We start from the raw sequence: 14,168 nt of genomic DNA, 5'->3' as shown, positions 1-14,168 counted from the left end.
GACGGCGACTCATTCCACCCAGACCAGATGAGCGGCCCACGGGGCTTTTCGTGGTTCCTTGCCGAGCAGCATCCAGCGATACCAGGCCTCTTCGGTCACGATGTCGACGAGGTCGCGGCACTCGGCGTCGATGTACCGCTCTCCCGCCGCCCGCATGTCGTAGACGAAGCCCTCGGGAGTCGACAGGATCACGCGCTTGCCCATCAGCGCGGGGACCTTGGCTGACGGCTGAGGGGTGCGCGCGGGCGGCTGGCCGAACCACGGATAGCGATTTTCAGCTGTGCTCATGGCTTGAGTCCCTTCTCACGGAGGAACGGATCCGGATTGGTGGGCTCACCGTTGTGGCGAACCTCGAAGTGGAGGTGGGGCCCGGTGGAGTTGCCGGTGCTGCCGACCTTGCCGATGAGGTCACCTGCCTGGACCTGCTGTCCTGCGCGCACCACGAATGCGGAAAGGTGGCCGTAGTAGGTCTCGATATTCCCCGCGTGGCGGATTCGGACGAGGTTGCCGTATCCGCTGACCACGCCGGCCCAGGTGACTTCGCCGGCGGCTGCCGCGCGAACCGGTGTGCCGGTCGGAGCGGCCATATCGAGGCCTGCGTGGAAACGGACCTCGCCGGTGATCGGGTGCACGCGGGAGCCAAAACCGGAGGTCAGCGTGTATCCGGTGCTGATCGGTAGCGTCCAACTTCCCACCGCCAGAGGCTCACAGGTGCTCGTCGCGCCCGACAGCTTGGTGACCACGTCGTTGGCGAGGCCCTCCCACTTCGCGTAGGCGGTGGGGAAGCCGCTCCTCTGCACCGCCTGCGCAGCCTCCCAGAGCTCCATGTCCTGCCAGCCCTTGACGGACAGCAGACCACCGTTCTTGACCGGCGACGCTGGGCCACCAAAGAAGGCACTGGCGGCACGCGCGGGATCGCGTACTTCAGAGGGAGACCCCCAACCTTGGCTCGGTCGCTGCTGGAAGAGTCCGAGGGAGTCACGGTCGCCGTAGGCGAGATTCCGAAGGCCGGACTCCTGCATGGCCGTCGCGATGGCAATGGCCTGACCCCGCGGTGGGACCTTCAACGAGACGGCCACGCCGATGATCGTCGCGGCGTTCTTGAGCTGTTCAGTATCGAGGTCGTCGACGGTCAGGCCACTCGCATCGACAGTGCAGCTCGAGACAGGAGCGAGGGCAACGTCGGAAACGCCCATTGAAGTCATCATCGCGAGGGGCAGCAGTGCTGCGGTGCTGCCGACGAGGGCGGCGCCACCGACAAGCGAGCCGACGAGGATCTTCATCGCCCCTCCGGTTCCACGGAGGCGATGCGGATGCCCGCAGGCTCCCGCACAACATCGACCAACAGCCGGACGTCCGGCAGCTCAACGGCGAAGATCGTGGAGAACGGGCTCGCTGCGTCGACCTCCACCTTCCGGACGGGGCCACGAGGGAGATTGTGCGGGTTGGCCACCTTCAGGCCACGCCAGAGCTCCTCGGTTGCGAGCGGCTGGAGCCGGAGGAGTTCGGTCGGCGTCGTTGGTGCCAGGTAGGAATCGAGGAATCGATCAAGGACGCGTCGTGCCTTAGGCCCGAGAGTGCGGTCGCCGTGAACTGGATCCTCTTCGACGGTCGTCGCTGACGGTGCCGGCAGGACTGCTTCCGCAATCGGTCCGCGCTGTTTCTCCCCAGCCCCTTGGGACGTCGCCCAGGGCGTACCGATGGCCGTCGCGAGCAACAGCCCAACAGCGACAAGACCCAGCGCAATCAGGCCCGCAATGAACCGGGCTGGACTGTGAAGGAGCCAGATCAGAGGGTTATGCGACATCGTCGTCTTCCCGTTCGCTGTCCCCGGGACGGTAGATGGCGTACACCTCGTCATCACCGTCCATGTCGGGCTCGGTCGGCATCAACGGCGGCACCTCAGCGCCTGCGCTTGCCGGACGGAAGGCGGTGCCGGACGACGCGCCCCAGCCTGATGCGTCGGACCGTCCTTCCTGCCGTGTCGATTGGGGTCCCTCCGGAGAGCTCGGCCCATCGCCGGGGTGCGGCCTGGTCGAAGACTTCGCCGAAGCCAGCGCGAGCGGCTCTGGATTGAGGCGCGGTGATGGGGTCGGCCGTGCCTCAACACGATCCGTCTCCTCGTCACTCTGGCTCTTCGCAGCCTGCTGGGCTCCGACCGCTGCTCCTGCCCCTCCGCCAAAGGCCGAGGCTGCGGCCGTGATCGCGACTTGCTTTGCGAGCGACATGGCAGAGCTGTCCGCACCTGCCGCGCGTCGGAAGTGGTCGTCGTCCGCCTTCACCATTGACGTCAGTCGCCTGAACGGACGCAACGCCATCCACATGATGAAGCTGAACAGCGGCATGAGGACCAGGCCGAGCCACGCAGGTGCGCCAGCAGGGGCGAGCAGGATCCCCAGCACCGAGATCGTCACGCCGGCGCCGATGCCGAAGACGATGGAGTTTACGACCGCCGCAGCGACGGTTCGACCAAGCCCAGTCACGATGCCGCGTGCGGTTGGGAACGCGCCGAGCGTCGCGAACGCCGGGAAGAGCATCACGGCGAGCCGGACGATCATGAAGCAGCCGAGCAGGAGCAGTGCTGACACGAGGAGGAAGGGGAGCGAGAGGAATGCGCCGAGGGCCGCCAGCATCGCGTAGCCGACCCGCGTGTCGGATCGCTTGCCGGTGAGGTACTCATACGCCGCCGGGTCCTTCTCCTCGATCTCACCGGCCAGGCGCTTCCAGGTCTCCTGCTTTGCCTCGACGAGCTTCTTGCCGGCTTCGGGATCGCGCTCGAGCAGATCCGCCTCGCGCCAGGTCAGCGCCTGCGCCGCGAAGATCTTCGGGCCATACTCACGGGCGGTCCGAGAATCCGCCGAGCCGAAGGTGCCGGCGAGCCAAGCGCGGTAGAAGATCGAGTCCACGACGTTCGATGCAACTGCGGTGCCGGGATCAACATCGGCCGAGTTACCGTCGAGCTTGGCGACGACGGTTCCCAGCGTCCTTGTCACGGTGAGGTCGGCGGCGTGGCCGGCTTCCACGGGCCAGCGGAACAGCGCGGTCGCGATCATGATGACCATCAGCGCCCAGCCGACGGCAGCAGCCGAGGTAGCGAGGGAAGCACGGTTCGCACGCCAGATCAGCAGGATGCCCAAGAGCGCGAGAACCGCCGGGATCCAGGTGGCGAAGAGGTTCTCGTGGAGTGCATCCGACACGCGAATGATCACCGGATCGAAGACGTTGAGGAACGTCGGGTTGAACGCCACCTCCGTGACGGAGCCTGTGAGTGCCGTCAGTGCCAGCGGCGCTTGCTGGACCCAGTTCGCGAACGCCGTGCCGATGACTGCGTCGGGATTTCGCATGGCATCGGGGCCACATCCGAGGTCGTAGGTGCTCCAGCGAAGGCCGGCGTAGCCGTACTGCTGGTAGATCGTGGTCGACGGGTTCGTTGTGAACGGGTCTCCCGGGGCAGGGAGCGTGTCCGGAGTGCGGCTGAAGAATCCAGCGATGCCTTGCCCTGGGATGTCAGGGGTAGGCGCGTCCTTGCAGTCATCGAGTCCGGGAATCGCATCCGCGAGGCTGAACCAGCTCGGCAGCACGAAGATGCCGAGGAGGGCGAGAAGGACAAGCGCACGCCGCACATGCCGCTTCATGCCACGGCCTCGTCGTCATCGCCATCGCCAGTGGCCGGTGCCGAGTCTCGGCCGGCGGTGGTGTTGAGCGCCTCGAGCAGCGCCGGGTTACCCGTCAGGTCAACGCGCAGCTTGTCGACGTTGCCATCGACGTCCCGCATGACGAACTCGCGGAAGCCGATGGCGCCTCGGGATGCTGAGAGGCTCGCGAGCGCGCGTTCGTATCCGATGCCCGTTGGTACTCGGAGCATCCGCAGGCCGTCGCGAGCGGCGTCCTCGTCCTCGATGCGACCGACGAACGCCGCCGACATGAAGTTCGCGACATCCATGCCGAGCACATCCGACGGGTTCTGCGATGCGGCCAGGACACAGGTGTTCCACTTGCGGGAATCGCGACCGAGGCGCGTGAACAGCGCCCGGCCGGCCGACCATTCGCCGAGGAAGTGGGTCTCGTCGAGAGCCACCAGCTTGCGGTCCTGCATGCTGCGCCCGTAAACCGCGCGGCTGGCGTACCAGGACGCAAGGTGGAGAAGCGGAACAGCGAGTTGTTCGGACGTTGACCAGTGGTCGCGGGGCACCGACTTGGGTGGAAGTACCAATCCCGGCATGGTCAGCACGGTGAGCGTCGCGCCGAGCTGCTCCGCGGGTGCATCCGCACTGGGGAAGAACAACCGCGACAGCGGCAACTCCGACATGTCGCGCAGGTAGTTCGCGACGATCCGCCCGTGGGGGTCCTCGAGATTCTCGAGGTTCTTCACGACGTCCCACAGAGAAGCTGTCCGCTCGCCACCCGTCGCCCGAATGGCGTCTGAGATGACCAGCGAGGTCTGGGGGAGAGCGTCGACTGAGGCTGGAAGGAGCATCTTCACGACGTCCATCGCCAGGAGCTTGCGGTCCTGAGCAGCGAAGACCTCCGCCTCGGACAGCGCCTCCGGCGTGCGGTAGGCGGAACGCTGAGGCGCCGCCACGACGGCGAACGGGTTGAGCGTGCCGGAAGCCGCGGTCGTCAGGTCGATGTGCTCGGAGTGCGCGGTGAGCTCAGGCAATGCAGTGAGTCGAGCCAGCGGTCCCGAAGGGTCGAGCACAACAGACGGAATGCCGCGGCGTACGGCCTCGTAGACGAGCTGCCCGAGCAGCACGCTCTTGCCCGCGCCGAGTCCGCCTACGACTGGAACGAGGCCCGACGTCTCTTTGACCTCCGTTGCGTAGTGGGTGTCGAACATGACCGCTCGACGTGAGGCGCCAGCCGTGTAGCCGACGTACGGGCCGCGACGGTCTCCGAGTCGGCTCGAGGCCGTCGGGACGCCTGCTGCGAGGTAGAGCATGGGCAGACGGCGCTTGTAGGCGCTGGTGGAGACGGGTTCGCCGGGGATGAACTCGCGAAGCAGTCCGTACTGGCCCTTCGGATGCTCGATTGTCACTCGACGCGATCGGTAGGATGTGACGACCTTGCGAGCCCGTTCCAGGCATTCCTGCTCGGTCGGAGCCGCGACAGCCACACGGAACCAACCGTGGATGCGAGTTGCGGCCACGTCGACCCCTCGCGTCATCTGGTCCTCGATCTCGCGGGCATGGCGTGCCTGGCGATCGAGCGCGAGAGGCTCGTCAAGGTCGTGTTCTGCGAAATGGCGCTGCATGTCCCGGACGACGAGCAGCTTGTGCTGGATCGCCTTGCGAGCATCGACCCCGGAGAGGACGTCGAACTGTGCGGACCATTCGACAGGGAACGGCAGCCTGTCGGTGTGTGCCAGCCACGGCTCGTGGGAGGGATCGGGTGCCTCGATCTCCTCAAGACGCCCCACCGACATGACGGCGACGTGCCGCTCGACCACACGGTTGCTGCCCCGGGACGTCAGCTTGACCGTGCGGCCGAGCGGCTGCGCGGCGTACTCCACCTGATCGGTGAAGGACGCCAGGTCCTCTCGCTCCCAGCGGGGGTCGTCGCTGGGGGAGAGGTCTGAGGGGGACGGCATGCCAAGCGCGATGGAGCGCCGAAGCAGCCACTCCATCTCCTGCGCTGTCGCGGGTCGTCCCTCAAGACCGGGAAGGGCCATGGTTTCCGTGACTCGCTCGATGTCCGGCAACAGACGAGCATGTTCGATGTACGTCGGGCGCCGCGTGATCGCGGCCATCACACGGTGGCTAGCCGGCCGAGACCGCAGCCGCACACCGAGGTAGATCTCCTTGTCGGCCATCGTCTGATGGCGGAGGTGCTGCTGCATCTCGACCATGTGGTCGGACCACGTCGGTGCACCAGGTGTGGTGAGCGGCTTCGGAGTCAACTGGTGCAGTTGTCGCGCCCACTCTGCCGTCGGGTACGGCCGGGACGTGACCCGAAGGTGCAGACGATGGCCTGACAGCCAGGACAAGCCATCGCCGAAGCCGAGCAGGAGTTGCTCGCGCTGAGTATCGGATCGAAAGGCCCAGAGTTGCGTCGGCAGCACGTACCAAGCCCATGCTTCGTCCGCGGTGAAGCAGATGTGATCGTCGATGTTGCGGAGCGCCAGCTGGCCTACGGCAGCTGCGTCACCGGGATGCCTCTTGAACATGGTTCTCCCTCACCCGCACGCGTGCCGCATTGATCAGCACGGGACGGGACTCCCTTGGTTCGCGCGGGGCAGTCAGCTCGACTCGGAGCGTCTGCCAGGCGCTGGACAGTGGACGGTCGTGATCGATCACGCCGGTCAGGCCGTAGGTGGCCAGGATCGTGAGCACCAGCTCCCAGACTGGTGGCAGGCTGACCCGCATCGGCAGGATCGCCTCGACGATCAGCACCGAGACGAAGAGCGCCACCCAGATGCCGTACGCCGAGTAGCGCGCGGCCCAGGGGAGGGTCATTCCTCGCGGGCCAAGCCAGACCGCATCGACGCGGTAGACGTCGTCGTCAGGCCGGATCAACATCGGTCACGACTGGAAGACGAAGGACGCGATGTTGTCGGCGAAGCCGTAGAACAGAGCTGCGCCGGCGATCACGATGCAACCGAGCAAGATGTTCGTGACAGTGAGCGCGTTCTGGCTCATCTGGCCCTTACGGGCCGAGGCGATGATTCCGATCCCGACGAACAGCAGGATGATCGGAATGATGTTCTTGACGCCCCACTGGACGATGCCGTCGGAGTTGAGCTGGGGTGCGGCAGCGGCCACCAGGGCAGCAACGAGCGTGTTCATGTGTGTCCTCCCGAGACTTTGATGGAAGCTCTCGGGGGAGCGGCGGTGCCGTCTCCCCGAGATGAGAGCGGTCCTGCAGCTGTGTTGCAAGAGAAGACCACCACGCCGCAGGACGATTGCGCTAGGCCCACTTGGTTTGCCTGTGGAAGACGAATCGGCCTTCCGTCACAAGTGCACCCCGACGCGCGCGAATGAACCCCGAAAAGTTTTCGGGGGTCCCGCCGCCCGGTGTCGTGTGCAAAGAGGGTTCCCGATCGAACACATGTTCGACTATGTTGGAGCTGTGCGGCATGGCTCGAACAGACGGAACCCGGCGAGCGCCGACCGCGTCTGGGCTGCATCGCTGATGGGGCAGAGCCTCAACCTGCTGGCGCGCGGAGTCCCTGCCGACGTTGCTGTCGCTCAACTGCGTGAGGCAGTTCGGCTGCGCCCGGGGTCGCCGCATCTCCGACTCGATCTCATAGCTGATGCCGTGGGGCATCACGAGGCTCGGATGCTGCTCGCTGCCTTTCACATCCCGCACAGCAGCGCTGCGATCGACCTGCTCAGACAAGTTGGCGAACTCGACGAGGAACTCATTATTCGGACCCGTGACGAGGTGCTTCGCCGCAGCGGCGACCGGCCGCCTTCAGCTCCGACTATCCACAAGCCCGGTGCTTCGGGGCGCTAAGGGCCGCGCGGCCCTGGACGCCGCCGTCATTCGAGGGGCTCGATGGCTCCTTCCGAACTGATTACCCAAACCTCGATACCGGCGGCCGCCAGTGGTGCCGCAGTCTTCGCGTGCAGGCTCCGGTACTTAGGGAAGTCCGGGAAGGCCATCACGCTGAGCCATGACGGCTGCGCGACGCGGAGCTTCATCGCCGCAAGAATTGCGTGCGAGTACCAGTGGCCGGCCTGGTTCGTAGGTGAGGTCGGCTTTGGCAGGCCCTTGTTGGGGCCCCTTGCGTAGGTCTTGGACGGATATCCCTTGACTTCAACGCCGATAGTCGTGCCGTGGCGCTCAGCGACAACGTCGACGCCATGCTCCCCCGTCGCGGTGTTGGCCGTGCGCACGATTGTCCAGCCAGTTGAGCGGAGTCGGTCGACGAGCAGGCTCTGAACGTTCTCCTCAGTATGCCAATCGGAGGCGTCATCGGCCGGCGCGAGTTTGGGTGCCCCTGCCGTTTTGGGGGCTGCCGTGCTCGCGTCGCGCCATGCCGAGAGCTCTGCCTCGGTAGCCAGTCGGAACCAGCCGGTGTCCACCCGAGTCAGGAACGGGGGGCGACCCGAGAACTGGCTTCGGTCGCCGACGTTCCACGCCGCTCCGCGAACGTGAGATCGAACCGTGCCGTCCTTGGCTTGGTCAGGAGCATGCCGTCGGAACCAACTGACGATCTCCTCCTGCTTCCAAGCTCCTCGCTGTGCCTCAGCAAACTGGCGGACGAGGTCCCACACCGATGGCTGCGCGTTCATGTGGGCATTCTGCGCCCGACTCCCGACAGGAGTAGCGCAGTCGACGCAACGCATGGCAAATCCGTTGGCGGAGACGCGTGGGATCGCGCACGCGTGTCGGGTGGTCCTGCCAAACTTCGGACGTGAGCGTGATGAGCAAGGAAACTGAGCGGGCAGAACTCCACAAGACGATCTGGAAGATCGCGAACGATCTGCGCGGAAGCGTCGACGGGTGGGACTTCAAGGCCTACGTCCTCGGCATGCTCTTCTACCGGTTCATCTCCGAGAACCTCACTGCCTACCTCAACGCCTTCGAGCACGAGGCCGGCAACGAAGGCTTCGACTACGCGAAGCTCTCCGCCGAGGAAGCCGAGCACGGCCGCCAGGAGACGGTTGCCGAGAAGGGCTTCTTCATCCTCCCGGAGGACCTGTTCGCCAACGTCCGCAAGAGCGCACGCGGCAACGAGAACCTCAACGAGAAGCTCGCCCAGGTCTTCGCTCACATCGAGGCCTCCTCGGTCGGCACCGCCTCCGAGGACGACTTCAAGGGCCTGTTCGCCGACCTCGACGTCAACAGCGCCAAGCTCGGCCCCACCGTCGCCAAGCGCAACGAGAAGCTGGTCAAGCTCCTCGACGCCATCGGCGACCTCCCGCTGGGTGGCGCGTTCGCCGACAACACCAACGACCTGTTCGGTGACGCCTACGAGTACCTGATGCAGATGTACGCCTCGTCGGCGGGCAAGTCCGGTGGCGAGTACTACACGCCGCAGGAGGTCTCCGAGCTCCTCGCGAAGATCACCGTGGCCGGCAAGACCGAGGTCAACAAGGTCTACGACCCCGCCTGTGGCTCCGGCTCGCTGCTGCTGAAGTTCGCGAAGGTCCTCGGCCCCGGCAAGGTCCGCAACGGCTACTTCGGTCAGGAGATCAACCTGACCACGTACAACCTCGCGCGCATCAACATGTTCCTGCACGACGTGCCGTACGAGAAGTTCAACATCGCCCACGGCGACACCCTCACCGACCCCGCCCACTGGGACGACGAGCCTTTCGAGGCCATCGTCTCCAACCCGCCCTACTCCATCTCGTGGCCTGGCGACGCGGACGTCACGCTCATCAATGACGAGCGCTACGCCCCGGCAGGCGTTCTCGCGCCGAAGTCCAAGGCGGACCTGGCGTTCGTCATGCACATGCTCCACTGGCTCTCGGTGGACGGCACGGCCGCCATCGTCGAGTTCCCCGGCGTGCTCTACCGCGGTGGTGCGGAGCAGAAGATCCGTGAGTACCTGGTTGCGAACAACTTCGTCGACGCAGTGATCCAGCTACCCCCGGACCTCTTCTTCGGCACGACCATCGCCACCTGCATCATCGTGCTGAAGAAGTCGAAGACGACCAGCGACATCACGTTCGTCGACGCGAGTGCCGAGTTCACGCGTCAGGGCAACAAGAACAAGCTCACCATCGACCACCAGGACCGTATCCTCGAGGGCCTGACGGGTCGGGCCGACATCGACCACTTCGTGAAGGTCGTCTCCAACGAGGATGTGCTGGAGGCCGGCGCCAAGCTCTCGGTCACCTCGTGGGTCGAGGGTGAAGACACTCGCGAAGTCGTCGACATCGTTGCGCTCAACGCCGAGCTCAAGGAGATCGTGAAGCGCCAGGCAGTGCTGCGCGAGCAGATCGATGCCATCGTCGCGGAACTGGACGGCGACCAGTGACCTCGTTCGCAGACCTCGTTTCTCAGCTTTGCCCTGCTGGGGTTGAGTTCAAGACGCTCGGCGACGTTGGCAAGTTCACCCGCGGAAATGGCCTGCAAAAGAAGGACCTCGTCGATTCGGGCGTGGGAGCGATTCACTACGGCCAGATCTTTACCCACTACGGCACGTCCGCAACGGTGACGAAGTCCTGTGTCGCCCCGGATGTTGCCAAGAAGCTGCGCAAGGCCAAGCCAGGCGATCTGGTGATTGCAACGACCAGTGAGAACGACGCTGACGTCTGCAAGGCCGTGGCCTGGCTGGGAAGTGACGAAGTCGCCGTGAGCGGCGACGCCTACGTGTACTCCCACAAGCTTGACCCGCGCTTTGTCTCCTACTTCTTCCAGTCGTCGGACTTCCAGCGTCAGAAGGCTCCGCATGTGACCGGAACCAAGGTTCGTCGCGTCAACGGAACCGACCTCGCAACTGTGAAGATTCCTGTGCCGCCCACGGCGGTTCAGGAGCGTGTGGTCGCGATTCTCGACAAAATGGAGCGGCTCAAGTCCGAGCTGGAGTTCGAGCTGGAGTTCGAGCTGGAGTGGCGTTCCCGCCAGCTGGCCTTCTACCGGGCGCATCTGCTTTCGGCGCCGCTCCACTCCGCCAAGTCGATGAAGCTCGGCGATGCGTTTTCGCTCAAGGCTGGCAAGTTCATTCAGGCGAGCAAGATCGCTTCGATCGCGGACGATGAGCATTCTGTGCCCTGCTTCGGCGGTGGCGGTCTCCGTGGCTACGTCGCCGAGAGCAACCAAACTGGTCCCCGCGCCCTTGTTGGTCGGCAGGGTGCGCTCTGCGGCAACGTGAAGTGGGCGGATGGGGACTTCTACGCGACCGAGCACGCGGTTGTTGCAACTCCGAACGAAGGCGTGGACCCGCGTTGGGGCTACCACATGCTGGTCGAGATGAACCTGAACCAGTACGCGTCGAAGTCGGCGCAGCCAGGGCTATCGGTGAAGGTCATATCCGATCTTGAGATCCTGGTGCCGCCGGTCGATGAGCAACGGCGCGTGGCGGCGGTTCTAGATGCACTGGACGAGCTCGCGAACGACATCTCCATCGGCCTTCCCACAGAGATCGAGGGCCGGCGCAAGCAGTACGAGTACTACCGCGACAAGCTCCTGACCTTCGAAGAGAAGACAGCATGAACGGCTTCGACGAACTCGGTGCACCCGGCACGGCCACGCACTTCGAACCCATCTCCGTCACCGACGAGTCCACCGTCGTCGCGACCTACATCCCCGAAGGTGGCGACGGCGACGGGCACCAGTCCGAAGCAGAGCTCGAGAACGCGTTCATCGCCCAACTCATCGCCCAGGCATACGAGCGACTCGTCATCACCAAGGCCGCAGACCTCGAGAACAACCTCCGCACCCAGCTCGAACGGCTGAACAAGATCCAGTTCACCGACGCCGAGTGGAAGAAGTTCTTCATCGAGAAGGTCGCCTCCAAGGCCGACGGCATCGTCGAGAAGACCACCAAGATCCAGGAAGACCACGTTCAGGTCCTCACCCGCGACGACGGCACCGTCAAGAACATCGCCCTTATCGACAAGACCAACATCCACAACAACGGGGTCCAGGTCGTCAACCAGTACGAGGTCGACGGCGCCGCGGCCGGTGCGAAGCGCGCCAACCGCTACGACGTCACGATCCTCGTCAACGGCCTCCCGCTCGTGCACGTCGAGCTGAAGCGCCGCGGCGTCGCCGTCAAGGAAGCGTTCAACCAGATCGACCGCTACCAGCGCGAATCGTTCTGGTCCGACTCCGGCCTCTTCGAGTACGTCCAGCTCTTCGTCATCTCCAACGGCCGGCACACGAAGTACTACGCGAACACGACCCGCGAGCGCCGCATCAAGGAAGCGACCGGCGGCAAGCGCGGCAAGAACCAGACGTCGAACACCTTCGAGTTCACGTCCTGGTGGACCGACGCCGACAACAAGCGCATCGGCGACCTCACCGCCTTCACCAAGACGTTCTTCGCCAAGCACACGCTGCTGAACATCCTGACGAAGTACTGCGTCTTCGACGTCGGCCGCACCCTGCTCGTGATGCGGCCGTACCAGATCGTCGCCTCAGAGCGGATCCTTCAGCGGATCGTCACTTCCACCAGCTACAAGCAGTACGGCACCGTCGCCGGCGGCGGCTACATCTGGCACACGACGGGCTCCGGCAAGACGCTCACCAGCTTCAAGACCGCCCAGCTCTCCTCGCGTCTGCCTGGCGTGGACAAGGTGCTGTTCGTCGTGGACCGCAAGGACCTCGACTACCAGACCATCCGCGAGTACGAGCGGTTCGAGAAGGGCGCCGTCGACGGCACCAACAACACCGCCCACCTCAAGAAGCGGCTCGAAGACCCCGACTCGAAGATCATCGTCACGACCATCCAGAAGCTCGCCCGGTTCATCGAGCAGAACAAGGGCCACGAGATCTACGCAGGCCACCTGGTCATCATCTTCGACGAATGCCACCGCTCCCAGTTCGGCGACATGGGCACCGCCATCCGCAAGGCGTTCAAGAAGTTCCACATGTTCGGATTCACCGGCACCCCGATCTTCGCCGACAATGCTGGCTCCTCAGGTGGCGCAGCCCGCACGACCGAGCAGCTCTTCGGCGACCGGCTGCACACCTACACGATCGTCGACGCCATCAACGACGGGAACGTCCTGCCGTTCAAGGTGGCGTACCAGAACACCGTGAAGGTCGCCGACCACGTCTCTGACAAGGAAGTCGAGGCCATCAACACCGAAGAAGTGTTGATGCACCCCGACCGCATCGAAGACATCACCGGCTACGTCCTCGACCACTTCGACACCAAGACCAAGCGCTCGTCGGCCTACACCGTGGGTGACAAGCGGGTTCGCGGCTTCAACTCGATGTTCGCCGTTTCCTCCATCCCCGCGGTGAAGCTCTACTACGACGAGTTCGCGAAGCAGCAGAAGCAGCGGGCCGAGCAGAATCCTGGCCACCAGCCGTTGAAGGTCGCCACGATCTTCTCCTACGCAGCCAACGAGGAAGCCGGCGGCATCCTCGGCGAGGAAGGCTTCGACACTGGCAACCTCGACGCCTCGTCGCGCGACTTCCTCGAACGCGCCATCGCTGACTACAACGCCATGTTCGGCACGTCGTACGACACGTCTGCGAAGAAGTTCGAGAACTACTACAAGGACCTCGCCCGCCGGCTCAAGGACCGCGAAGTCGACCTCGTCATCGTCGTCAACATGTTCCTCACCGGCTTCGACGCCACGACCCTGAACACCCTGTGGGTCGACAAGAACCTGCGTCAGCACGGCCTCATCCAGGCGTTCTCCCGCACTAACCGCATCCTCAACTCGGTCAAGGCCTACGGAAACATCATCTGCTTCCGCAACCTCGAGGAGAACGTCGACGACGCCCTGGCGCTCTTCGGCAACAAGGAAGCCCGCGGCATCGTCCTGCTCAAGTCCTACGACGAGTACTACTCCGCCTATGAAGGCCTCGCTAACGACCTGCTGTCGGAGTTCCCGGTCGATGAGGACCCGCTCGGTGAGGAGGCGGAGAAGCGGTTCATCAAGATGTTCGGCGCCATCCTCCGGCTGCGGAACATCCTCACCTCGTTCGACGAGTTCGAGGGCAACACGCTGCTGACGCCGCGGCAGCTTCAGGACTACCAGTCGATCTACCTGAACCTGCACGACAAGCACCGCAGCAAGGAAACCCCGGAGAAGGAGTCGATCCTCGACGACGTCGTCTTCGAGATCGAGCTCATCAAGCAGGTCGAGGTGAACATCGACTACATCCTGCTGCTGGTCCAGAAGTGGCGCGAGGCGAAGGGCAACGGCTCCGACAAGGAGATGGAGGCCCTGGTCAACATCCAGAACGCCATCGACTCCTCACCATCCCTGCGCAACAAGCGCGACTTGGTCATGGCGTTCCTCGACTCCATCACCGTCTCCGACACGACCGAGGACTGGTCAAAGTTCATCGCCGAGCGCCGCGAGAAGGAGCTCGCCGAGCTCATCGCCGAGGAGAAGCTGAAGGAATCCGAGACTCGGGCCTACGTCGCGAACGCGTTTCGCGATGGTGCGCTGTCGACGACTGGTACGGCCATCACGCAGATCCTTCCGCCTGTCTCCCGGTTCTCGGCCGGTGGCGAGCACGGAGCCCGGAAGCTGCGGGTAATCGAGAAGCTGACTGAGTTCTTCGAGCGCTATTTTGGGCTGGGATGACGT

Annotated in this window: 11 protein-coding genes; 3 read left to right on the top strand and 8 right to left on the bottom strand. The window is 64.4% G+C overall.

The features are described 5' to 3' along the window. Window positions 1-9: 9 nt before the first annotated feature. The 8 genes from EPD65_RS00335 to EPD65_RS00300 all read right to left on the bottom strand — a co-directional run bounded on the left by EPD65_RS00335 (window position 10) and on the right by EPD65_RS00300 (window position 8,234). Window positions 10-288 (bottom strand): hypothetical protein, encoded by a 279-nt coding sequence (locus tag EPD65_RS00335; RefSeq protein ID WP_131580789.1) that lies wholly within the window; start codon window positions 286-288, stop codon window positions 10-12. Then, window positions 285-1,283 (bottom strand): M23 family metallopeptidase, encoded by a 999-nt coding sequence (locus tag EPD65_RS00330; RefSeq protein WP_131580787.1) that lies wholly within the window; start codon window positions 1,281-1,283, stop codon window positions 285-287. Before EPD65_RS00330 ends, EPD65_RS00335 begins: the two co-directional genes overlap by 4 nt. Continuing rightward, the gene (locus EPD65_RS00325; protein ID WP_131580785.1) at window positions 1,280-1,807 is read right to left on the bottom strand and encodes a hypothetical protein; all 528 of its coding nucleotides are present in this window, start codon (window positions 1,805-1,807) and stop codon (window positions 1,280-1,282) included. Before EPD65_RS00325 ends, EPD65_RS00330 begins: the two co-directional genes overlap by 4 nt. Then, window positions 1,797-3,635, bottom strand: a complete 1,839-nt coding sequence (locus EPD65_RS00320; RefSeq protein ID WP_131580783.1) for a hypothetical protein — start codon at window positions 3,633-3,635, stop codon at window positions 1,797-1,799. The genes EPD65_RS00325 and EPD65_RS00320 overlap by 11 nt, the downstream gene beginning before the upstream one ends. After that, complete coding sequence (locus EPD65_RS00315) at window positions 3,632-6,163, bottom strand: ATP-binding protein (protein ID WP_131580781.1); 2,532 nt, start codon at window positions 6,161-6,163, stop codon at window positions 3,632-3,634. Before EPD65_RS00315 ends, EPD65_RS00320 begins: the two co-directional genes overlap by 4 nt. Further along, a complete protein-coding gene (locus EPD65_RS00310; RefSeq protein ID WP_131580779.1) occupies window positions 6,141-6,515 on the bottom strand; it encodes a hypothetical protein in 375 nt (124 codons plus the stop codon). The genes EPD65_RS00315 and EPD65_RS00310 overlap by 23 nt, the downstream gene beginning before the upstream one ends. A 3-nt stretch (window positions 6,516-6,518) precedes the next feature. Beyond that, entirely contained in the window at window positions 6,519-6,782 is a 264-nt protein-coding gene (locus EPD65_RS00305; protein ID WP_131580777.1) for a hypothetical protein, read from the bottom strand. A 696-nt stretch (window positions 6,783-7,478) separates the two neighbouring features. Beyond that, window positions 7,479-8,234, bottom strand: coding sequence for a DUF7669 domain-containing protein (locus EPD65_RS00300; protein WP_131580775.1), 756 nt, complete (start codon window positions 8,232-8,234; stop codon window positions 7,479-7,481). A gap of 131 nt (window positions 8,235-8,365) precedes the next feature. Between EPD65_RS00300 and EPD65_RS00295 the strand changes: the two genes are divergently transcribed. Genes EPD65_RS00295 through EPD65_RS00285 form a run of 3 tightly spaced genes read left to right on the top strand, consistent with a single transcriptional unit; the run spans window position 8,366 to window position 14,165 of the window. After that, window positions 8,366-9,928: a type I restriction-modification system subunit M gene (locus EPD65_RS00295; RefSeq protein WP_131580773.1), complete on the top strand. Its 1,563-nt coding sequence runs from the start codon at window positions 8,366-8,368 to the stop codon at window positions 9,926-9,928. Beyond that, window positions 9,925-11,106: a restriction endonuclease subunit S gene (locus EPD65_RS00290; RefSeq protein WP_131580771.1), complete on the top strand. Its 1,182-nt coding sequence runs from the start codon at window positions 9,925-9,927 to the stop codon at window positions 11,104-11,106. Before EPD65_RS00295 ends, EPD65_RS00290 begins: the two co-directional genes overlap by 4 nt. After that, window positions 11,103-14,165: a type I restriction endonuclease subunit R gene (locus EPD65_RS00285; protein ID WP_131580769.1), complete on the top strand. Its 3,063-nt coding sequence runs from the start codon at window positions 11,103-11,105 to the stop codon at window positions 14,163-14,165. Before EPD65_RS00290 ends, EPD65_RS00285 begins: the two co-directional genes overlap by 4 nt. Window positions 14,166-14,168 lie beyond the last annotated feature (3 nt).

Source organism: Nocardioides jejuensis (assembly GCF_004337475.1).
Taxonomy (GTDB): Bacteria; Actinomycetota; Actinomycetes; order Propionibacteriales; family Nocardioidaceae; genus Nocardioides; species Nocardioides jejuensis.
This window is presented reverse-complemented; position numbering and strand designations above follow the sequence as displayed.